The 20,992-nt window shown below is 51.9% G+C and carries 16 protein-coding genes; 13 read left to right on the top strand and 3 right to left on the bottom strand.

The genetic code is table 11. From position 1 onward, the window contains the following. Positions 1-4: 4 nt before the first annotated feature. Positions 5-715, top strand: coding sequence for an endonuclease III (nth, locus tag PBOR_RS22105; protein ID WP_042215412.1), 711 nt, complete (start codon positions 5-7; stop codon positions 713-715). A 2-nt stretch (positions 716-717) separates the two neighbouring features. Further along, positions 718-984, top strand: a complete 267-nt coding sequence (locus tag PBOR_RS22100; RefSeq protein WP_039308864.1) for a hypothetical protein — start codon at positions 718-720, stop codon at positions 982-984. 293 nt (positions 985-1,277) lie between these two features. Here the strand turns inward: PBOR_RS22100 and PBOR_RS35640 are convergent, their stop codons facing one another. Further along, a complete protein-coding gene (locus PBOR_RS35640; protein ID WP_052429599.1) occupies positions 1,278-1,835 on the bottom strand; it encodes a DUF2812 domain-containing protein in 558 nt (185 codons plus the stop codon). Next, positions 1,825-2,175, bottom strand: coding sequence for a PadR family transcriptional regulator (locus tag PBOR_RS22090; protein ID WP_042215410.1), 351 nt, complete (start codon positions 2,173-2,175; stop codon positions 1,825-1,827). Before PBOR_RS22090 ends, PBOR_RS35640 begins: the two co-directional genes overlap by 11 nt. Positions 2,176-2,553: 378 nt before the next feature. Here PBOR_RS22090 and PBOR_RS22085 point away from each other — a divergent pair, with 378 nt between their 5' ends. From PBOR_RS22085 to mglC, 9 genes are all read left to right on the top strand, one after another. Further along, positions 2,554-6,231: a dynamin family protein gene (locus PBOR_RS22085; RefSeq protein ID WP_245647864.1), complete on the top strand. Its 3,678-nt coding sequence runs from the start codon at positions 2,554-2,556 to the stop codon at positions 6,229-6,231. 148 nt (positions 6,232-6,379) lie between these two features. Then, entirely contained in the window at positions 6,380-7,570 is a 1,191-nt protein-coding gene (gene purT / locus PBOR_RS22080) for a formate-dependent phosphoribosylglycinamide formyltransferase (RefSeq protein WP_042215408.1), read from the top strand. Continuing rightward, positions 7,560-8,024: a GNAT family N-acetyltransferase gene (locus PBOR_RS22075; RefSeq protein WP_042138559.1), complete on the top strand. Its 465-nt coding sequence runs from the start codon at positions 7,560-7,562 to the stop codon at positions 8,022-8,024. Before purT ends, PBOR_RS22075 begins: the two co-directional genes overlap by 11 nt. 470 nt (positions 8,025-8,494) lie before the next feature. After that, complete coding sequence (locus PBOR_RS22070; RefSeq protein WP_042215405.1) at positions 8,495-10,144, top strand: response regulator transcription factor; 1,650 nt, start codon at positions 8,495-8,497, stop codon at positions 10,142-10,144. A gap of 3 nt (positions 10,145-10,147) precedes the next feature. Next, positions 10,148-11,974 (top strand): sensor histidine kinase, encoded by a 1,827-nt coding sequence (locus PBOR_RS22065; protein WP_081972144.1) that lies wholly within the window; start codon positions 10,148-10,150, stop codon positions 11,972-11,974. Beyond that, positions 11,971-12,993, top strand: coding sequence for a substrate-binding domain-containing protein (locus PBOR_RS22060; RefSeq protein WP_052429598.1), 1,023 nt, complete (start codon positions 11,971-11,973; stop codon positions 12,991-12,993). Before PBOR_RS22065 ends, PBOR_RS22060 begins: the two co-directional genes overlap by 4 nt. Positions 12,994-13,237: 244 nt before the next feature. Next, positions 13,238-14,320 carry a galactose ABC transporter substrate-binding protein gene (locus tag PBOR_RS22055; protein WP_099052481.1) on the top strand — a complete coding sequence of 361 codons (1,083 nt, stop codon included), beginning with the start codon at positions 13,238-13,240 and terminating at the stop codon, positions 14,318-14,320. Positions 14,321-14,471: 151 nt separating this feature from the next. After that, positions 14,472-15,983: a sugar ABC transporter ATP-binding protein gene (locus tag PBOR_RS22050; protein ID WP_042215402.1), complete on the top strand. Its 1,512-nt coding sequence runs from the start codon at positions 14,472-14,474 to the stop codon at positions 15,981-15,983. A 52-nt stretch (positions 15,984-16,035) separates the two neighbouring features. After that, positions 16,036-17,043, top strand: a complete 1,008-nt coding sequence (gene mglC / locus PBOR_RS22045) for a galactose/methyl galactoside ABC transporter permease MglC (protein WP_039307739.1) — start codon at positions 16,036-16,038, stop codon at positions 17,041-17,043. A gap of 321 nt (positions 17,044-17,364) precedes the next feature. Here mglC and PBOR_RS37755 read toward each other — a convergent pair whose 3' ends face one another. After that, positions 17,365-17,730 carry a hypothetical protein gene (locus tag PBOR_RS37755; protein WP_218918850.1) on the bottom strand — a complete coding sequence of 122 codons (366 nt, stop codon included), beginning with the start codon at positions 17,728-17,730 and terminating at the stop codon, positions 17,365-17,367. A gap of 148 nt (positions 17,731-17,878) precedes the next feature. Here PBOR_RS37755 and PBOR_RS22035 point away from each other — a divergent pair, with 148 nt between their 5' ends. Continuing rightward, complete coding sequence (locus PBOR_RS22035; protein ID WP_042215396.1) at positions 17,879-18,280, top strand: hypothetical protein; 402 nt, start codon at positions 17,879-17,881, stop codon at positions 18,278-18,280. Between the two features lie 654 nt (positions 18,281-18,934). After that, positions 18,935-20,899 carry a WG repeat-containing protein gene (locus tag PBOR_RS22025; protein ID WP_042215392.1) on the top strand — a complete coding sequence of 655 codons (1,965 nt, stop codon included), beginning with the start codon at positions 18,935-18,937 and terminating at the stop codon, positions 20,897-20,899. Positions 20,900-20,992 lie beyond the last annotated feature (93 nt).

The raw sequence follows: 20,992 nt of genomic DNA, 5'->3' as shown, positions 1-20,992 counted from the left end.
CACTATGAAAGTCGCAGAAGTCCGCCACATCCTGGATACCATCGGAGGCATGTTCCCTGATGCGCATTGCGAGCTGAATCACAGTAACGCTTTTGAGCTAACCATTGCGGTGCTGCTCTCGGCCCAATGTACGGACGCAACAGTGAACAAAGTGACCGAGGACCTGTTTCAGAAGTACAAAGCTCCCATCGACTACATTTCAGTGCCGCTTGAAGAGCTCGAGCGGGATATCCGGCGGATTGGCTTATTTCGCAACAAGGCCAAGCATATTCAGAACCTCTGCTCCATTCTTATTGAGCAGTATGGCGGAGAAGTGCCTCAGGCCCATGATTTGCTGGTAACCTTACCGGGTGTCGGCCGCAAGACTGCGAATGTGGTCATATCGAACGCTTTCGGCGTACCGGCCATTGCCGTGGATACTCATGTGGAACGGGTAGCCAAACGGCTCGCGCTTGCGGGCTGGAAAGATTCGGTGCTGGAAGTGGAGAAGAAGCTGATGAAGGCGGTGCCGCGTGACGAATGGACGCTAACGCACCACCGGCTGATCTTTTTCGGGCGTTATCACTGTAAGTCGCAGAATCCGCAATGCCAGGTCTGCCCGCTGCTGGATGTATGCCGGGAAGGCAAAAAACGTATGAAAACCGCTGTAATCAGGAAAGATAAGGTTCATACGAAACCAAACAAAGATTTAGAGATGAAGAAGAGGATGGGATAGAGATGAAGTGCATTTCTGTATACACCGATAATTTTGAAGCTTTCTCCGATATTTTTGACCGTGTGGTCGACAGCCCGATGGAAGAAAATGAAGAGCAGGAAGTAGAAGGTATTACAATCAGCCATTCCGGCGACGTACCTGAGTTTTACCTGGAACGTATGTCCGTGAAACCTGAAGTGGTTGTAATGAAGGACAAAGCCCGCGGCCTCACTATTCTGCAGCACGGCAAAGTGTTCGAAATCCTGCTTCCAGTTCTGGAAACAGCTTAATAGCACTCTACAAGTATAAAGAGCCGGCCCTTGTGGCCGGCTCTTTTTGAGCTATGTTGGTGTGAAACCAATTTTTATAAAAATCCTGCACTAAGTACAACAATTTGCTCATTTTCACGGCGTTATTTCGAAATTGTTGTAGGAAAAGCAGCTTTTCTCCTCCTCCAGGCGGTTTAGCCGGACAATTCTTGTATTTTATACAACAATCCTTCCGAGTACGCAGGGATCGCTGAATCAAAGTTGTAATACGTACAACAAGGATGAAGCATAACAGTTAATATAGCCGGAGTGAATTAATTTGAATGGGCACGCAGCCTTAAAGAGAAGGCGATGTATACCATCATTGCAGGCAGGAAGAACATGGCACATAGCAACAGGGAAACTTGTGTTAGATTATATGGCAGCTCATGACCCCAGACCTGGCTCGACAGGTACATCAAGGTCATGGTGAGAATTGTCAGCACCATCACTACGATGGCGAAAAGTTTGCTGGTGCGGGTAATTTTGCGGTATTTCTCATAGAGTGTTGAGCGGTCCGTATGAATGGGAACGGTTCCCGGTTCAGCAGTGAATATGTGCATATCCCCGGCGGAACAAACATAACCCCAGCCGCTGTCAGCGAACATTTCATGGTACTCCTTCTCGTCCTTCTGCGGCACATGCTGGATATCCAGACAGTAAATTTGCTTATGCGCAGGACCTCTGCGGACAATGAAACCAGAACCAAACCGGGAGAAACGCTCCAGCACCCAGCCATTCTCCGACAACCTGCTTAATTTATTCATTTCACTCTGTTCTGCAAAAGCCAGTCCCTTAGACAGAATGTACCGTGTCTGCTTATTAATTTTCATAAGTCAACGCCTCCTTAGCATTTAGCTGTGCTATATTCCCGTGCCTCGACATACGTAGTCTCCGTTCGATCTCAGCTTCCACCAGAGCCGTTCCGCTTGAGGTGATCTGATAGGTCTTGCGCCGCTCATCCTCATCCTCGTTCAATAGAATGTAGCCGGATTTCTGCAGTTTCTTTATTAGTGTGTAGAGTGTGGCAGGCCCCATCTTGACCTCCCCCTCGGTTAGCTCTTCGATGTACTTCATGATTGCATAGCCGTGCTTCGGAGTGAGCAAAGCGAGCAGAATATAATAAGCCGAGTCAGATAATTGCTCCGTTGGCAATGGGTTGTTCTTAGACATTACACACCTCCTGTCCGATAATTTGATATCATGATTATATATCCACATTGGCTATATCCAAAAGTGATATATCCGTTATGGATATATTAATGAATCTGGAATCATCTGTCAAGGTGCGATTTCAGCGGTCAAGGTGTGATTTTCGTGAGGGATTATAGCTGATTTTGTAAAAGCGGATAGTTGATTTGTGACAAACTGATGATAAAATGTAATTATTCTATTCTTGCTGACAAGATAAACATATAAATGTAATGGCTTCACACAAACGGCTTTGCCTTGGGAATGATGCAGATAATGGTTAGCATGAAGCATATAAATTCTTATTCTTACATATAGGCGGATTCACAAGTTACAGATTGCAGCGAAGGTGGGGTTGTCGTGGGAGCAGAACAGGGCAGGCTGGAACGGGAAATGGTAATATCCGGTGAATCTCCGCTCACGCTGCTCAAGCAGCGGATGGAGGACTGGGAAGAACAGGAGAGTACAGGAATTATTGCGGATCTTATAGTCAAGGAACAGGCGGGTGAACTTACGCTTGCGTTCTGCGGTCATTTCTCGGCCGGCAAATCAAGTATGATCAATGGACTATGCGGAAAAGCAGTGCTGCCCTCAGGTCCGGTTCCAACCAGCGCCAACATCGTATCGATCCGAAGCGGTGCTCCGCGGGTATTGCTTCATCCTCAAGCCGGGGCTCCCGGTGTATACCAAGTTATTGAGACTACACCGGACCGGCTGCAGGAGTACTGCCGCCAGGGTGCAGAATATTCAGCGATTGAGGTCTGGGAGGAAGTTCCGCTGCTGGGGATACACGGCGTACTCATGGATACTCCCGGGGTGGATTCTACAGATGAGGGGCATCAGGCTGCAACTCATTCGGCGCTGCACCTGGCGGATGCCGTGTTCTATGTCATGGATTACAATCATGTGCAGTCAGAGAATAACCTGGCATTTGCCAAAAGCCTCAGCGACTGGGGCAAGCCGCTGTACCTCATCATCAATCAGATTGATAAGCACAGGGAACATGAAATCCCCATAGCGGAATACCGGCAGCAAGTCGAAAGCGCTTTCCATGAATGGGGGATTCATTCCGCAGGCCTGTTGTTCACTTCCCTCAAAGTGAAGGATCACCCACTGAACCAATGGAATGACCTGCTGAATATCATTGCAGGTCTGCTGGAGCAGCGGGGAGAACTGCTCGGCTACAGTTTATCCCGTTCCCTGCACCATACAGCGGCCGCGGTGCTTGCGGCTTACCGCGAGGAGCAGCAGGAGGAGCGGTCTCAGCTGCTGGAAGAGACCGGCGGTACCGGTGAGGAAGTTGTTGCAGCAGAGCTCCAGGCGGTTTCGCAGGGAGAGGATCTGCTCGTGCAGCTGCCGGAGCAGATGCGGCTGGAGCTGCGCAGTAAGCTGGATGGCCTGCTTGGCAACAGCAATCTGATGCCAGCCGATGTACGGGATGCTGCTGGAGCTTATATCGAGAGCAGCAGCCCGGGTTTCCGGCGCGGGTTATTGTTCACCGCGGCGAAGCGGGAGAAGGAGCAGGCAACGCGACTTCTCCACTGGCATGGGCTTCAGCAGAGAGAGATCACAGCTCAGCTGGAGTGGCATATACTCCAGCTCGTGCGTGACTGGGCTGAAGGCGCAGGGCTGTGGCAGGAAGGGGCGGAGCCGCTGCTGAAGCAGGCGTTCCCGGCGCTGAGCCAGCAGTGGCTGGCGGATCAGGCTAAGCCGGGAACCGGGTCTTCCGGCGAGGCGCTGCTTAATTTCTGCCGCGCGCTTGCGGCAGAAATTAAGGGACAGTTCCGCCGCGCGGCCCTGGCCTTCGGCGAGCAGCTGCTGGCCCAGCTGCCGCCGCTGCTGGACGAGCGGCGCGCGGAGCTCTCGCGCCGCGAGGCGGCCCTGCGGCGGCAGGCGCACGCGCACGCCGCGCTGGCCGCCCTGGACCGCGCGGCTGCCGCCCGCGCGGACGAACTCGCGGCGCTGCTGCCGCCGCGCCGTACCCTCACCCCCGGCGTCCTGCCGGAGGTGAGGGCCCTAACGGCTGGCGCGCTGCGCGCCGCCAGCCCGGAGCAGCCGCCGCGCAGCGCAGCGGCTTCGCACCCCGCCGCCGCACCGTGGGCGGCGGGTACTGCACAGCCGTCGGGCGGGCGCCGCCGGCTGAATGAGGCCGCAGCAGCGCTGCACGCTGCGGCCGGGCTGCTGCGCCGCGAGCCGGCCATGGCCTCGGCCGCGCGCAGCCTGGCGGCGCGGGCGGAGGACCTCGCCGGCGGCCGCTTCACGATGGCGCTGTTCGGAGCGTTCAGCGCCGGCAAGTCCTCCTTCGCCAACGCCCTGCTGGGCGAAGAGGTGATGCCCGTGTCTCCGCATCCCGCCACGGCCGCCGTCGGCCGCATTCTGGCTCCGGAGGGCGGATTCGCCCACGCGACTGCGACCGTAACGATGAAGTCGGCGGAGGATTTCTGGGAGGATATCCTCCATTCCTTCAGTGTGCTGCAGCTGGCACCGCCGCAGCGGGAGTCTTGGACCGCAGCGGCGTCCCGCCTGCAGACCAGCGGGCTTCATCCGTCCTCGCTGCCGCATGCCGGATTCCTGCGCGCGGCGGCAGCGGGCTGGGAGGAATCCGGCCCGCTGCTCGGAACAGAGCGCATAGTGAGCCTGCAGGAATACCGCAGTCTGGTGGCTGATGAGAAACGGGCCTGCTTCGTGCAGAATACGGACCTCTATTATGACAGCCCCCTGACACGGAGCGGCATCGTACTGGTTGACACCCCCGGAGCGGATTCCTTACATGCCCGGCATACCGGTGTGACCTTTGGCTACATGAAGAATGCGGATGCCATCTGTTTCGTGACCTATTATAATCATGCCTTTTCCAAAGCCGACCGCAGTCTTCTAGCCCAGCTGGGCAGAATTAAGGACAGCTTCGCCCTTGATAAAATGTTCTTTATCATCAACGCGTCAGACCTCGCTTCAGACGAGGCAGAGCTCGAAGAAGTGAAGATGCATGTATTGCAGAATCTGCGTGCCGGCGGCCTGACTTCTCCACGGATCTATACCTTGTCCAGTCTGCTTGCGCTGGAGGGCAAGTCCCGCGGGGTCCGGGAAGCGTATGAGGCTTCCGGGTTCAGCAGCTTCGAAGCGGCGCTCTCTGAATTTGCAGGCGAGGAGCTGCCGCGGTTGTCACTGGCGGCGGCGAGGGACAGTCTTCGTTCGGTCCGTCTCCGCGCGGAGGAGTGGCAGCAAATGGCGCTTATGGCAGCGGACCAGCGGGAGGAAGGGCTGCGTCAGTTCCGGCAGCACCGGGATGACGCCGGCCTCCGGCTGGCACAGCTGGAGCGCGAAGAGCGGCCCATCCGGGATCTGCGCCGCGAGGGTGAAGAGCTGCTCTATCATGTCCGGCAGCGCCTGGCCTTCTCCTTTGGCCGTTCCTTTCAGGAATCGTTCCATCCCTCTATCCTCCGGGAGGATGGGGGCAATCTGAAAGACATCTTCACTGCCTGCGGCCGGGAGCTGGAACGCAGTATCCTGCGTGAACTGGAGCAGGAGCTGTGGGCGACCACTTTGCGGCTGGAGGCAGCCGGGCGCAGGTTCGTTACCCGGGCGGCTGAAGCCGCAGCAGCGGATCTTTCCATCCCGGGGCAGGACATTCAGCTTCTCGATAATCCGGACGAGCGCTGGCCCGCCCCTTCGAGGCTGGATTGCTCCCTTGCCCCGCTGGATTGGGCGGGGCTGTGGAGCCGCTTCAAATCACCGCGTCATTTCTTTGAGGGCCCTGGACGGGCTGAAATCCGCGCAGCTGCAGAGCCCTGGCTCAAAGATGCGGTTGCTGCTGCAGCTGCGAGCCAGGAAGAACAGTTGCTGTCCTTCTATACCGGTGCGGCAGCTGCCGCACTTTCACGTGCGGCGGATCAGCTGCGTGAAGGTCTGGCCGAGCGGGAAGCGGCCATGTCGGAACTCCTGAAAGGGGGTGATTCAGCGCAGCACTGGAGCCAAATTGCCGGGGAATTATCGCTCCTTGAACAATCTTTCGACGATATGGTGGACAGTTATCTGTGAAGTTTGTAGGAAAATGTCGAAGAACACTTGCAATCTGGTGGTTGATGGATGAAAATAAAGAAGCCTGAAAATTTACAATGAAACTGCGACATTTTACAGAAATAGAGAAGTCGGCAGTCAAATTTGCGAAAAGAGGTTGGAGTCGACAATGTGGGGAGCTCCTTTTTCAGCCCGGAGCAAGAAGCTGCTGCTGCTCGGCAGCGGTGAACTGGGTAAGGAAGTCATTATCGAAGCTCAGCGCCTTGGCGTAGAGACCGTAGCTGTGGATCGTTATGAAGATGCACCTGCGATGGGTGTAGCCCACCGCTCTTATGTACTGGATATGCTGGATGCAGAGGCACTGAAGCAGTTAATCCGTTCAGAGAAACCGGATTTGATTGTGCCCGAGATCGAAGCCATTGCTACCGGGGCACTGGTGGAGCTGGAGGAGGAAGGCTTCCTCGTAGTGCCAACTGCCCGCGCTGCACGGCTGACGATGGACCGGGAAGGCATCCGCCGCCTTGCGGCTGAGGAACTGGGTCTGCCGACCGCCGGCTACCGGTTCGCTGACAGTCTGGAAGAACTTCGCCAGGCCGTAAGTGAGCTTGGAACACCGTGTGTGATCAAGCCGATCATGAGCTCTTCCGGCAAGGGACAGAGTATTTGCAGGACACCTGAGGATGCCGCAGAATGCTGGAATACGGCTCTGGAAGGAGCGCGTGCCAAAGGTACGCGCGTCATTGTAGAGGCTTTCGTTACTTTTGAGAGCGAGATTACATTACTTACCGTCCGTTCGGTTAGCGGAACCGTATTTTGTCCGCCGATCGGCCACATCCAGAAGGATGGCGATTATGTGGAGTCCTGGCAGCCGCATCAGATGAGTGAAGCGCTGCTTGCCGAAGCACAGTCGGTGGCCCGGGCCGTGACGGATCAGCTTGGCGGTTATGGAATTTTTGGAGTGGAGCTGTTTCTGACCCCGGAGGGGGTACTGTTCAGCGAAGTATCACCCAGACCGCATGATACAGGTATGGTTACAATGATTACGCAGGATTTGTCGGAATTTGCTCTGCATGTCAGAGCCATTCTTGGATTTCCGCTGGAATCGGTTCGTTTGTTGACACCGGGAGCTTCAGCAACCCTGAAGGCCGAAGAGGCTGGACAAGCTTTTGCGGTAAGCGGGATCGATGAGGCGCTTGCCCTTCCCCGTACGCAAGTCCGGGTATTCGGCAAGCCGGAGATCCGCCCTGGACGGCGGATGGCAGTAACACTCAGTTCAGCGGAAGATGTGGAAATCGCGCGGACGACGGCCAAGCAGGCAGCGTCTATGCTAAAAGTGGAGGTATACGAGGATGAACAGTAGTACTCAGGAGCAGGTACTGCAAATTCGCAAATGTGGCATGAATGATCTGGAGAGAGTTACAGCCCTTCTGCGGGAATTCGGCTATCCGACAACGCTTAGCGTGATGAAAGAGAGAATGGAAGGCATGGAGCATGATCCGCTCCACTGCACAATGGTCGCAGAACTCAATAACGAAGTTGTGGGAATGATCGGACTCCGGCAGGTGAAGTCCTATTACAAACATGCAGATTGTATTACGGAAATTACCGCGCTGATCGTATCAGAGGAACTTAGAGGACAAGGCCTTGGCAAAAGACTCGTATCCGCAGCGGAAGAATGGGCACGCCATCAAGGCTGCTGCCAGCTGTTCCTGCGAAGCGGCAACCGCGTCGAACGTGCACCGGCGCATGCCTTTTACCGCCATATCGGATTCGAAAAGACAGCAGGCTACCGCTTCAACAAAGCATTGCTATAATTCCTATACGTAACCGAACATCCCCATCCCGGCGTAAGCGGGATGGTTTTTTTTATCTTCCCGGCAGAATGAGGACTTCTTAGTAAGCACTGTAGACATAAATGTTGTACGTTGTGCAACCTTGATTCCCGGATACCGGGGTGTTTGGACAGATTGTTGTACGAAATACAAGAATTATCGTGCTAACCCGTCCGGAGGAGGAGAAATGCTGCGTTTTATACAACAATTTTGGATTATGGACGTAATCTTGAGCAAAACGTTGTATTATGAGCAAGATTTGCCTGTGACAGCCTATGTATGTACATAATATTCTCTTGCAATAAATGCAGTCAGCCTATATAGTAAATTGCTCCCCGCATTTGACATGATCCGCTACAGCAGCTTTATTTATATAAACATAGATTGAGCTTGCCGAATCAGCTATTATAATTCTGTAAAACTCCAAAACCATATCCGAAGAGGGATGAAGCATGTATAAATTAATTCTCGCCGAAGACGAGGAAGATGTAAGAGAAGGCATTATCGCACAGATCGACTGGGAGAAATACGGATTCGAAGTGGTAGAGCAGGCGGAGAACGGCCGTGAAGCAGCCGATGCGATAGACCGTCTGCTGCCGGATGTGGTAGTTACCGATATCCAGATGCCTTTCATGAACGGACTTCAGCTGGCGGAATGGATCCGCAGCCGTCACCCTAATACGAAGATAATCATTCTGACCGGCTATGATGAATTCGAATATGCCCAGAAGGCGATTAAGCTGCAGATTGATGAATATATTCTTAAGCCCTTCTCTTCCCAGGAGCTGATTGATGTCCTGATGAAGGTTAGAGCGGCGATTGAGACCGAGATTGCCGAGAAGGAAAATGTATTCGTGCTCAGTGAGCATTACCGCAAGAGCCTGCCGGTGCTGCGTGAACAGTTCCTGTCCTCCCTGGTGTCGCGCCGTTTGCGTTCCGCGGAAATTGCCGAGAAAAGTGCGGAATATGGCATTAATCTGAGCGGGGAGTTATTCCAATCCTCTGTAATCAGTATTGATTATATCCGTCCGGACAGAAGCTCCGGCGTTCCTGAGGCGGGGCCGGTATCCTTGCGGGACACCGGTGACCGTAATCTGCAGCTCTTTGCCGTGCTGAACATTGCCGAGGAGATCTGCCAGAAGCACAGCTTCGGCAAGGTGTTCATCCACCGTGATGATGTTGTGCTGCTCTCGGTCAGCCAGGGAACCGATGAGAGCGATATCACTGGCAGAACCTTCGCTATTCTTGAAGAAATCCGCCAGAATGTACAGCGTTTCCTGAAATTGACGGTAACAGCAGGTGCCGGTACAGTATGCCGGATGCCGTCCCTGCTGTTCAATTCCTTCGGGGATGCGCTGCAGGCACTGGATTACCGGCTGATTCTCGGCAACAACCGGGTGATCTGGATCGAGGATGTGGAATCGAGATCCAGCCAGATGCTGGCCTATGATGAGCTAACCCAGCAGTCGCTGATCCGCACGATCAAGCTGGGCACAGTCCAGGAACTGCGCGAAGTGGTCGATGAGCTGTTCGGGGGACTGGATACGGCGCAGGTCTCGACACAGGACTATCAGATTTTCCTGCTGGAGATCATTACGTCCATTCTGCGTGTAGCCAAGGAAGCGGGCAGTGAAACGAATGACTTTATCGGCTCCGGCATTTCATCGCTGACTGAGCTCAATAAGTTCAACAATATGGGTGAAGCCAAGCAGTGGATTATCACGGTGTGCAGCCGGCTGATGGATACCATTGCTTCCGAGCGGCAGTCGAGCTATAAGCAGCTGATTGACCAGGCCAAGGATTATATCCGGGCCCATTATGAGGAATCTGACATTTCCATCGGCAGGGTATGCCAGCATCTGCATATCAGCACCGGCTATTTCAGCAGTATTTTCAAGAAAGAAATGAAGATGACCTTTGTCAGCTATCTGCTGCAGATCCGGCTGGAGGCGGCGAAGGAAATGCTGCGCTCGACCGAGCTGAAGGCATTTGAAATTGCCGAGCGGATTGGTTTTGCCGATCCGAACTATTTCAGCTTCTGCTTCCGCAAGAAATACGGACAATCTCCCAAAGAGTATAAGAACAGCTCGCGGGGAGGATAACCCATGACCAAGCCGAAAGGTACTTTCTTCCCGCTCCGCCCGCAGTCCCGCAAGAGAGGCAAAATCCGCCTGTCTTCCAAGCTGCGGAGTATCCAGCTCATTATTACCCTGACCTTTACGGCGGTCACTGTAGCCGTTGCAGTGATCGTCAGCATTATGCTGTACGGCAAGTTCGCCAATACGGCGGAGGAGAATGCCAATCTCAACATGCAGCAGATTATCGAGCAGGTGAATTATAATCTGGAGCTCTATGTTAAGGGGATGGGCAGCATTTTTGCGACAGCGGAGAAGCAGATCACAACGAGTCAATCGATTGACTCTCCGCTGCTCTACGAACGTATGGACACACTTATGAGCAGCCGCGAGGATCTCGTATCCGTGGCTGTTTTTACACCCCAGGGCAAATATGTGGTGGGTACACCGGGACAAAGCATGCGCCTGAACACACAGCTGGAGAGCCAGAGCTGGTTCACCACAGCCAAGCGGACCTCGGAGATATCCTACTCTGCCCCGCATATTCAGAATTTGTTCAAAGGACGGTATACCTGGGTCGTATCGATCAGCAAAATGATTCAATACAGGGAGAACGGGGAGCTGAAAACCGGTGTTCTGCTGCTGGATTTCAATTTCAGGACAATCGATGAGCTAAGCCGGCAAGTGAAGCTCGGTAAAAGAGGATACGCTTACATTCTCGATCCGCTGGGGAATATCGTCTACCATCCGCAGCAGCAGCTGATCTATGCCGGACTTAAATATGAGAATGTGGAGCCGGTGCTGGAATATGCCTTCCGCAGCTATCTGGATGAATCGACCGGAGAGAAGCGGTTTATTACCGTGCGTACATTGGCCCAGACCGGCTGGAAGATAGTCGGAGTCGCCTATTACGATGAGATTGTCACGACCAAACGCGATCTGAATCAATTTCTCTCCTGGTTCCTCGCAGTTGTCCTGGTGTGTGTAATTGCGGTGTCGGTGTTCCTGTCCTGGCTGATTGCCAGTCCGATCCGCAAGCTGGAGCGCACCGTCAAGCAGGTGGGAGAGGGAGATCTCAATACCCCGATCAATGTGAGCGGCGCTTATGAGGTGGAGCAGCTGTCCAAACGCTTCAATATGATGCTCCAGCGCATCCGCCAGCTGATGGATCAGATCATCTATGAGCAGGAGACCAAGCGCAAAGGCGAGCTTGAAGTGCTGCAGTCGCAGATCAACCCTCATTTTCTATATAATACGCTGAATTCGGTGATACGGCTGGCAGAGCGCGGCAAAACAGATGAGGTCGTCACGATGATTCAGTCGCTTTCAAAATTTTTCCGGATCAGTCTGAGCAAAGGCAAGAATATCATTACTATCCAGGAGGAGCTGGATCATATCCGCCATTACCTGGTGATTCAGAGCTTCCGTTTCAAAAATAAGTTCCGTTATGAGATCACGGCCCAGGATGAAGTATTGCAGTACCAGACGGTTAAGCTGATCCTGCAGCCTATTGTAGAGAATGCGCTCTACCATGGGATCGAAATGATGCCGGATGAAGGACTGATCTCCATCAGCGCAGAGCTTAAGGATGGACTCATCATTATCACGGTCAGTGACAACGGCCTCGGGATGTCCAAAGAAACGATGAACGTCATTCTGAGCGGAGGCGTCAAAAGCGGAAGCGGCTCAGGCGTAGGCGTACGGAATGTTCATGAGCGGATCGGCTTATATTATGGACGTGAATATGGACTAACCTTTCAAAGTGAAATTGAAGAAGGTACAATCGTCACCATTGTGTTCCCGGCCCGGCTGGCCGGAGAAGGCATGGAAGAGCAGAAGGAGGAGACCAACCGGTGAGAAACATACGTTTTTGGCTGACCCTGCTGCTGTGCGGGGTGCTCTGGATCTCCGTGTCCTCCTGCTTCAATTCGTCGCCTGCTTATATCAGTACGAACAAGACACGTAATATCCATCTTATCGTCAAGATGAACAAAGGGGACTACTGGAACACGGTGAAGCTGGGGGCGGATGCTGCAGCGAAGGAATTCAATGTCAAGCTGACGTTCAAAGCGCCGGATTCGGAGAGTGATATCGATGAGCAGGTGGGGATGGTGGAGGACTCCATTAAGGAGAAAGCGGATGTTATTATTCTCGCTGCCAGCAGTTACATGGGGCTTGCCCAGGTCGTAGACCAGGCTGCATATTACAAAATTCCGGTGATCTCAGTCGATGCGGAAGTCGGATCGGCCAGAGTACAGGCCTATGTGGGCTCGAACGGTTATGAAGCCGGACAGAAGTCTGCGGAGCGGCTGATTCAGCTTTTGCAGGGATATGGCGAGATCGGGATTATTAACTTCACCAATTCCTCCTTGAATGTTGCGCCGGACTCCAGCGGCAGCATTGATTACGGTGCACGGGATGCGGATGAGCGCGAGAAAGGGTTCCTGAACTACGCAGCCCGTTATCCGAATGTCAAGGTAGTGCAGATCGCCTACACTTCCTCAAGTACGGTGGAGGCGGAAGCCCTGACCCGGGAGATGCTGAAGAAGCATCCTAATCTGCGCGGGATTGCCACGTTGAATGAAATTGCTTCCCAGGGTGCAGCCAAAGTCATACAAAGCTTAAGTTTGGACAATATAAAGATGGTTGCGTTTGACAGCTCACCCTCTATGATGGAATCGCTGCAGGATGGCACTGTGCAGGCGACCGTCATCCAGAACCCTTTCAGCAACGGGTATTTAGCCGTGAAATACGCCGTAGAAGCGCTTGAAGGTGTGGCTATCCCGGAACGGGTGGACACAGGCACCAAGCTGATTGATCTGGAAAATATGCTGTGGCCTGAGAACCAGAAGCTGCTTTTCCCTTTTGTCAGATAGGAGAAAATCAGATTTTAAAAGATAAGTCTTTATATGTCTTACGCCATAAAGGTTCCTTATCTTTCCCGCTGAAACGGTTACCGTCCCTTGAAGGACGGATAGTCGTTTCTGCTTGGACATTAGAATTTTCATGGAATTGAGTAGTATTTTATATTCGCAACCGTTTTCATGTAGGGCATAATAGGGATGTACCCGGGACACACCGGGATAACAAAAAGAAATATCCTCAGGAGGTCAATTGATTATGAAAAAAATCACTTCCGTTTTACTTGCTAGTGCATTGCTGGGTGCTGCTCTCGCAGGCTGCGGCGGCAATAACAACAACGCTGCTGACACTGGTAACAAAGCTAACACAGGCAACGCTGCTGCAACTGCAAACTCCGGTTCCGCTGCTGAAACTCCAAAGGTTGGCGTAGCGATCTACAAATTCGACGATACTTTCATGACGGGTGTCCGTAACGCAATCGATACTGCTGCCAAAGGCATCGCTACTGTAGATATCGTAGACAGCCAGAACTCCCAGCCTACACAAAATGATAAGGTGGATTTGTTCGTCACCAAAAAATATGACGGCATGCTGATCAACCCGGTTGACCGCACAGCTGCAGGCGTTATCATCGACAAAGCAAAAACAGCTGACATTCCGGTTGTCTTCCTGAACCGCGAACCGCTTCCTGAAGATATGAAGAAATGGGATAAAGTTTACTATGTAGGCGCCAAAGCAGAAGAGTCCGGCACGATGTCCGGCCAGCTGATCGTTGACTACTGGAAAGCTCACCCTGAAGCTGACAAGAACGGCGACGGCGTGCTGCAATACGTAATGCTCAAAGGCGAACCGGGACACCAGGATGCTGAGCTGCGTACCACTTACTCCATCCAGGCTATCGAAGATGCAGGCATCAAGGTTGAGAAACTCGCTGAAGATACTGCAATGTGGGATCGCGTAAAAGGACAAGAAAAAATGGCAGCCTTCCTCGGCTCCCACGGCGACAAGATTGAAGCCGTTCTTGCCAACAACGATGACATGGCTCTTGGTGCAATCGAAGCTCTGAAAGCTCAAGGCTACTTCACTGGCGACAAATACATGCCGGTAGTAGGTGTTGATGCAACTGCTCCAGCGGTTCAGGCACTGCAAGACGGAACGATGCTCGGTACTGTATTGAACGATGCCAACAACCAGGGTAAAGCGGCAATCGTCCTGGCTTCACTGCTGGCTAAAGGCGAAACCCCTACCAAAGAAAACGTAGGCTTCGACATCACTGACAACCAATACGTATGGATCTCCTACAAAAAGATCACTAAAGACAACGTAGCTGACGCTCAATAATAGTTAGATTGCTCCAGATACAGATAAGCTTCATAAACAAAAATCCCGGAGGGCGGTTACCCGCTCTCCGGAATTCCTTTCGGGTAGGGAACAGGATGGAACCGCTGTGCCTCTCATGGAAAAAGAAAAAAAGCGTAGGGGGCGTAACAACATGGCAAATGCTGAGTTTTTGCTGGAAATGAACGGAATTACTAAAGAATTTCCCGGCGTTAAGGCGCTGGACGGAGTCAGCATAAAGGTTAGACCGGGTTCGGTTCATGCACTTATGGGCGAGAACGGGGCAGGCAAGTCGACACTGATGAAATGTCTCTTTGGAATCTATTCACCGGATGCCGGTGAGATCTTCTTGGAAGGCCAAAAAGCAACAATCACCAACTCTAACGATGCACTTAAGCATGGAATCTCGATGATTCACCAGGAGCTGCACCCAGTACCTTTCCGCAGTGTCATGGAGAACATCTGGCTAGGACGTTTTCCGACCAAGGGCATCGGGCCGATTCAGTTCATTGACCACAAAAAAATGTTCACGGACACGGAAAATTTATTTAAAGATCTGGATATCGATCTGAATCCCGAAACTTTGGTGGGCAAGCTGTCCGTATCCAAGGTCCAATCCATTGAAATCGCGAAGGCTGTCTCTTTTCATTCACGCGTTATTGTCATGGATGAACCAACCTCTTCCTTAACCAGTGTAGAAGTTGAGCATTTGTTCCGGATTATCCGCGATCTGCAAAAAAGAGGCGTAGCTATTATCTATATATCTCACAAGATGGAAGAAATTCTTGAAATCTCTGATGAAGTAACCATCATGCGCGACGGCAAAAAGATCGGTACCTGGCCTTCGGCTGAGCTTACGACCGATTTGATTATCTCCAAAATGGTCGGCCGCGATCTTACTAACCGCTTCCCTGAACGCTCGAATGTTCCTGGCGAAGTCTATATGAAGGTGGAAGGCTTGACTTCACCGGAGCCGAGATCGTTCAAGGATGTATCGTTTGAGCTCAGACGTGGTGAAATTCTCGGTGTCGGCGGTCTCGTCGGTGCGCAGAGAACAGAGGTTATTGAAGCATTGTTCGGACTCCGCGCCATTAAATCCGGTTCCATCTCGATTGAAGGCAAGAAGGTGAAGATCAACTCGCCGCAGGATGCCAAGAAACATGGCCTGGCTCTATTGACTGAGGAACGCCGTGTAACCGGTATCTTCCCGGTACTGTCCGTTCATGAGAACGGCGCTATTGCCAACCTTGACCATTATAAGACGCCTTATTTCCTGCTGAACGGCAGAAAGAAGAAGGCTGAAGTCGATAAAATGATCGAGAAGCTGCGCACCAAGACACCAACCACCAAAACGCAGATTATGAATCTCTCCGGCGGTAACCAGCAGAAAGTGCTGCTGGCCAGATGGCTGCTAACAGAGCCTGAAGTCCTGCTGCTGGATGAGCCGACACGCGGGATTGACGTCGGTGCCAAATTTGAAATCTATACCATCATTGCCGACCTGGCGAAGCAGGGGAAGAGCATTATCATGATTTCTTCGGAAATGCCTGAGCTGCTGGGGATGTCTGACCGTGTAATGGTCATGTCGGAAGGACGGCTTACAGGAATACTAGAAGGCGAGCAAGCTACGGAAACCGAAGTTATGCGTCTCGCTGCACAGCATTAAGGAGTACGGGTAGGAGAATATGTTCGTGTAATTTTAAGGGGGATCACTACTAATGAACGTTAAAAAAGCTCAGTCCTTTGTGACTCAAAACGCAATTTACATCGTGCTGGTACTGCTGATTATGGGAATCATCATATATGAACCAAGCTTCATGTCCATCAACACCCTGCGTGACGTACTGATTCAGTCGTCAACACGCGTTATCATCGCACTTGGGGTTGCCTTTATCCTCATCACTGCCGGTACCGACTTGTCCGCAGGCCGTGTGGTAGGGTTCACAGCGGTTATCTCAGCTTCGATGCTGCAGATACCGGATTACTCACGCCGCTTCTTCCCTGATCTGCCGCAAGTGCAGGTTTGGCTTCCCATCCTGATCGCCATCGTTGCCGGTCTGCTCTGCGGGCTCATCAACGGGGTCATCGTCTCCAAGCTTAACGTTCCGCCATTTATCGCAACCCTGGGTACCATGCTCATCGTGTACGGTTTGAACTCCCTGTACTTCGATATGGACCCTAACCAATCGCAGCCTATCGGCGGTCTGCGTCCTGACTTCACCAAAATCGGCTCCGGCTTTATCGGCAGCGGCCAATATTCAATACCTTACATCGTTCTCATAGCCCTGGCGGTCGCGGCCGTCGTGTGGGTACTCTTTAACAAAACTAAGCTGGGCAAAAACATGTACGCTATCGGCGGCAACATGCAGGCTGCCAAGGTTTCCGGTATCAACGTGTCCAAGAACCTGATCTACATCTATGCTATCGCTGGTGCCCTCTACGGTCTGGCGGGTGTGCTTGAAGCTGCAAGAACAGGCGGAGCTACTAACAACTATGGTAACATGTACGAGCTTGACGCCATCGCGGCTTGCGTAGTCGGCGGCGTATCCACTACAGGCGGTATCGGTACCGTTCCGGGCGTCCTGGTCGGTGTTATCATCTTCACCCTGATCAACTACGGTCTGACCTTCATCGGAATCAGCCCTTACTACCAGCTGATCATCAAAGGCCTCATCATCATCGCCGCTGTATCGTTCGATATGCGTAAATATTCTTCGAAGAAATAATTGTGGTCCGGTGATTAGCCGTAACTGCGAATGTTTGGACTTCCGGGTGCTGGTGCACCCGGAGTTTTTGCGTTCAATGCTCTTGAAAGATGAACTGCCAGGCTTGGGTAAAAGGTAAAACCGTAACTGCGGTGAGTTTTGGACTTTCGGCCGCTGCCCGTCTGCAGATTTCTTGATTTAAACCGCTCATCGCGGTAGAAATCCGCAGACAGCCTGTGCTTCCGAAGCGAGCTTTCCTACGGAAAGCTTTCAGGCGGACGCTATCGCTCCTACAGTTCCAAAATCCCCTCCGTTACTCTCCCTTTTTATCAGCTTAACAGTTCATAGTTCATCTTGCATTTCGATTGAATGCAAGAACTCTCCGGGTGCTGTCGCTGCTTCAGTTCCAAACTTTACCTTCGTTACTCCCATCACCTCCCACAGGTTGGGGTGGTACAAATTAAGCGTTTGCGGTATTTCGCAAACGCTTTTTGCTTTGGGCGTGTTGATTTTGTCGCAACGTTGCTCCAAAACCATGCCCAATATCTCCACCCTTAAGTGTGTAGCAAACCCCAAAAGTAACCAGTTGTATAAATTGTTGTACACAGTACAACTCGGAAGCATAAATATATAGCTGTTCGGGCGGATTGTTGTACGAAATACAAGAATTTTCTTGAAAATCGCCTTGGAGAAGGTGAAATGCTGCATTCTATACAACAATCGTGGATTAGGGACGGTATAATGATGAGAATGTTGTATTTAGTGCAGGATTTTAATAATAACGAGCGGGTTACTCATTTAGAAATCTTAAATTTAGGCATTAACTTAGGATAAATCGTTGAACAGGGTGAAGCGCATGGGTCAAGAATCTTATAATTTTCTGATTTTCGATAAAAGAAATCAGGCGATTGTGGCACCAGAGGAATACGGGGACAATATATTAGAGATCGTTGGCGGATTTGCTGTAGGCAATTCATTCCTTCAAACCGCTGAAGTAATCTCCTCCATTACGGGTGTCTCACCTTATTCACCAGCAGATTTATTTAGCTACCAGAGTCCACAGTGTTATTACACTCTTGATGATGATAATTGCATTATAGAAATTGAAATGAATTGCGGTGAATTAGCGGAGCAGGTCGAAGAGATTTCAATCAGATTTGCTGTTAGCAATCCTATTGAAACCTATGAGAAAACAATTGGACTCTGCAAATTATTATGTGAGAAGCTAAATGTCGATGTTTATAAAGTTAGTTGGTAATTTTCAACGAAATAGCCAGCAAGCGCAGCTGCTATACCGTATTCACCAGTGAAAGGGCAGGCGAAGCAACCCTTGAATACCCGGCTAACACCCTCTGAAAGGGTGTTTTTGTGCTGCTCTTAGGGTGTAATCTGTGCTCTGTGATGTAGCCTGTGATGTAGTGTGTGCTTTTGATCTGGGTTTTTGCTGAAGAAAGGTGGAGAGTAACGGAGGGGAAGTTTGAACTGGAGGAGCGGGAGCGTCCGCCTTTGTCTCCGGATTTCTACCGCGATGAGCGGTTTAAATCAAGAAATCTGGAGACAACAGCGGCCGGAAGTCCAAACATTCACCGCAGTTACGGCATCACCTTTCCAAATCTTTAAACGCATTTATGCCCTCACGCTCATAACGCATTCCACGCTCATAACGCATTCCACGCTCATAACGCATTCCACGCTCATAACGCATTCCACGCTCATAACGCATTCCACGCTCATAACGCATTCCACGCTCATAACGCATTCCACGCTCATAACGCATTCCATGTTCTTAACACATTCGCGCTCATGCTCACACTCATACTCAAGCACCTCGGCAGCCCCAGCCACATAAACACCCTTTCCCCCTCACTCTCATATTCTATAGGCAAATGCCTTTGTAAGGGAGAGCGACTGAATGCTGAGGATTAAGCTGAACGAGCTGGGAAAAGGGAATGACAATGGTCTGATTCAGACAGAGGTATGGCGGTGGGACGGGATCGGCTGGAACGAATGTATCCCGCAGCAGGAGGAGGATTTCATCCGTGCGGATGATGATCTGTTCGTGACGATCCCGGCAGAGGCGGGATTATACCGTGTAGACTACTCCAAAAAGCCGCTGGAGGCGCTTATCGTGCTTCCGGAGGTAGATGCCAGCGGGCTGCGGGCGGAGCTGCTGCATCCGGCTCCTTTTAGGCTTAAAGAGGGAACGTTGTGGGGCTATATCAATAACGACGGACGGACTGTGATCGAGCCCAGATATGACTATGCGGAGGATTTTCAGGAGAACGGCCTGGCGGTAGTGCAGCGCAAGAATTACAGCGGTCTGATTGACAGCTCCGGGCGGGAGAAGGTCAAACCGTTATATTCCTTTATTGCCCCGTTTGCCGAAGGGCGGGCTGTGGTTTCGGATGCCAAAGGCTACACTTTTATCGATGAGAAAGGCAAAGAGGTTACGTCTGCGCGCTATGACTATCTGAATTCGCTGCATGAAGGCCGCGCGCTGTTCTCCAAGCAGAATACAACGGGGGGGAACTCCCTCTACGGTTACCTGGACGCTCAGGGCAAAGAGGTGCTGCCGGCGGTGTATCTGGATGCCGGGGATTTCAAGGACGGAACGGCTCTGGTCAAAATAGCAGAAGGAGAGTACGCGCTGATCGATCTCCAGGGAACAGTGCTGCATACTTACAAATATCCGTTCGTGGGATATCCGGGGGAAGGTCTGCTGGCTTTTCAGGCTACGGAGAACGGGAAATACGGTTACCTCCATACAGACGGCAGCATTGCCATCCAGCCGCAGTTTACGGCAGCCTTGCCTTTCTCGGAAGGACGGGCGGTGATCAACACAGCTGAGGATTACGGCAATGCTTACGGCCTGATTGACAAGCAGGGCAAAGCCATTATTCCGGCGACTTACTATGAAGTCCAGCAGCTGGGTGAGAACCGGGTTGCGCTTGGAACACCGGTCTATGCCGATCAGCCGTACCGGGGTTCGCGCTATGTGATTGCCGATGCGCTTACAGGAAGAATTCTCAGCACCCATCCGCTGCTCGGGGTGAACAATTATCAGAACGGGCTCGCGTCGGTGTATGATGCCAAGGATACGTACTTCATCGATAAAAGCGGCAAAAAAGCCGCTCAGCCGCCGGTCATTGCAGGCTCCGGATCTCTATCCTTCAGCGGCGATCTGATCCGTGCGGATGTGGACCAGCGTACTGCCTACTATGACCGCAGAGGCAAGCAGGTATGGCGGCAGAATGGTGTAATACCGCTCAGACCGCCGTACTCCGTGCTGGAGAAGAAATATAAACCGAACAGGGATTACCTGGTTTACTATCCGGTAGTAGAAGGAATTGCTGTCGCTGAGATATCCAAATCAGTAAATGATAAGCTGCGCAGTCTCTCTCTCGCAGAAGGAGCAGGAACTGGCGGAGCGGGGCAGGATTTCAGCTATACGGGGGATTTTGCCGTATCCTACTTCCGCAAGAACCTGCTGGTGCTGGAGCTCAGCGGATACCGCTTTCCGTTTGGAGCGGCACATGGGATGCCGACTATGATCTATGAGCACATCAATTTGCGCACCGGCAAATTTTACACACTGAGTGATCTGTTCAAGCCCGGCAGCAAATATGTGCAGAAGCTCAGTGAAATTGTCGGGAAGCAGATTGCGAATGATCCGCAGTACTCCTATGTTTTTCCGGATACGTACAAGGGCATTACGGCTGACCAGCCTTTTTATGTGGATGGCGAAGCGCTGTATCTCTATTTTGCCCCTTATGAAATTGCTCCGTATGCTGCGGGCTTTCCTACATTCCGGATTCCGTATGCCGAAATTATGGGCCTGATCTCGACCGAGGGAGAATTCTGGCAGTCCTTTCATTAAGCGAGAACCGGTGAAATGCCGATATTTATTGTAAGAACAAGAGACCGTTCTGAAGAGGACGGTTTCTTAAAATATAAGAATTTATATGCTTCG

Source organism: Paenibacillus borealis (assembly GCF_000758665.1).
In the GTDB taxonomy this organism is placed as follows: domain Bacteria; phylum Bacillota; class Bacilli; order Paenibacillales; family Paenibacillaceae; genus Paenibacillus_AQ; species Paenibacillus_AQ borealis.
This window is presented reverse-complemented; position numbering and strand designations above follow the sequence as displayed.

What these genes read in the sequence shown, in the direction of transcription:
- purT (WP_042215408.1), top strand. Translation starts at nt 6,380, where the DNA reads ATGTGGGGAGCTCCTTTTTCAGCCCGGAGCAAGAAGCTGCTGCTGCTC.
- PBOR_RS22065 (WP_081972144.1), top strand. Translation starts at nt 10,148, where the DNA reads ATGACCAAGCCGAAAGGTACTTTCTTCCCGCTCCGCCCGCAGTCCCGC.
- PBOR_RS22025 (WP_042215392.1), top strand. Translation starts at nt 18,935, where the DNA reads ATGCTGAGGATTAAGCTGAACGAGCTGGGAAAAGGGAATGACAATGGT.
- PBOR_RS22035 (WP_042215396.1), top strand. Translation starts at nt 17,879, where the DNA reads ATGGGTCAAGAATCTTATAATTTTCTGATTTTCGATAAAAGAAATCAG.
- PBOR_RS22075 (WP_042138559.1), top strand. Translation starts at nt 7,560, where the DNA reads ATGAACAGTAGTACTCAGGAGCAGGTACTGCAAATTCGCAAATGTGGC.
- PBOR_RS22055 (WP_099052481.1), top strand. Translation starts at nt 13,238, where the DNA reads ATGAAAAAAATCACTTCCGTTTTACTTGCTAGTGCATTGCTGGGTGCT.
- PBOR_RS22050 (WP_042215402.1), top strand. Translation starts at nt 14,472, where the DNA reads ATGGCAAATGCTGAGTTTTTGCTGGAAATGAACGGAATTACTAAAGAA.
- PBOR_RS37755 (WP_218918850.1), bottom strand. Translation starts at nt 17,730, where the DNA reads ATGCAGCATTTCACCTTCTCCAAGGCGATTTTCAAGAAAATTCTTGTA.
- nth (WP_042215412.1), top strand. Translation starts at nt 5, where the DNA reads ATGAAAGTCGCAGAAGTCCGCCACATCCTGGATACCATCGGAGGCATG.
- mglC (WP_039307739.1), top strand. Translation starts at nt 16,036, where the DNA reads ATGAACGTTAAAAAAGCTCAGTCCTTTGTGACTCAAAACGCAATTTAC.
- PBOR_RS22100 (WP_039308864.1), top strand. Translation starts at nt 718, where the DNA reads ATGAAGTGCATTTCTGTATACACCGATAATTTTGAAGCTTTCTCCGAT.
- PBOR_RS22090 (WP_042215410.1), bottom strand. Translation starts at nt 2,175, where the DNA reads ATGTCTAAGAACAACCCATTGCCAACGGAGCAATTATCTGACTCGGCT.
- PBOR_RS35640 (WP_052429599.1), bottom strand. Translation starts at nt 1,835, where the DNA reads ATGAAAATTAATAAGCAGACACGGTACATTCTGTCTAAGGGACTGGCT.
- PBOR_RS22070 (WP_042215405.1), top strand. Translation starts at nt 8,495, where the DNA reads ATGTATAAATTAATTCTCGCCGAAGACGAGGAAGATGTAAGAGAAGGC.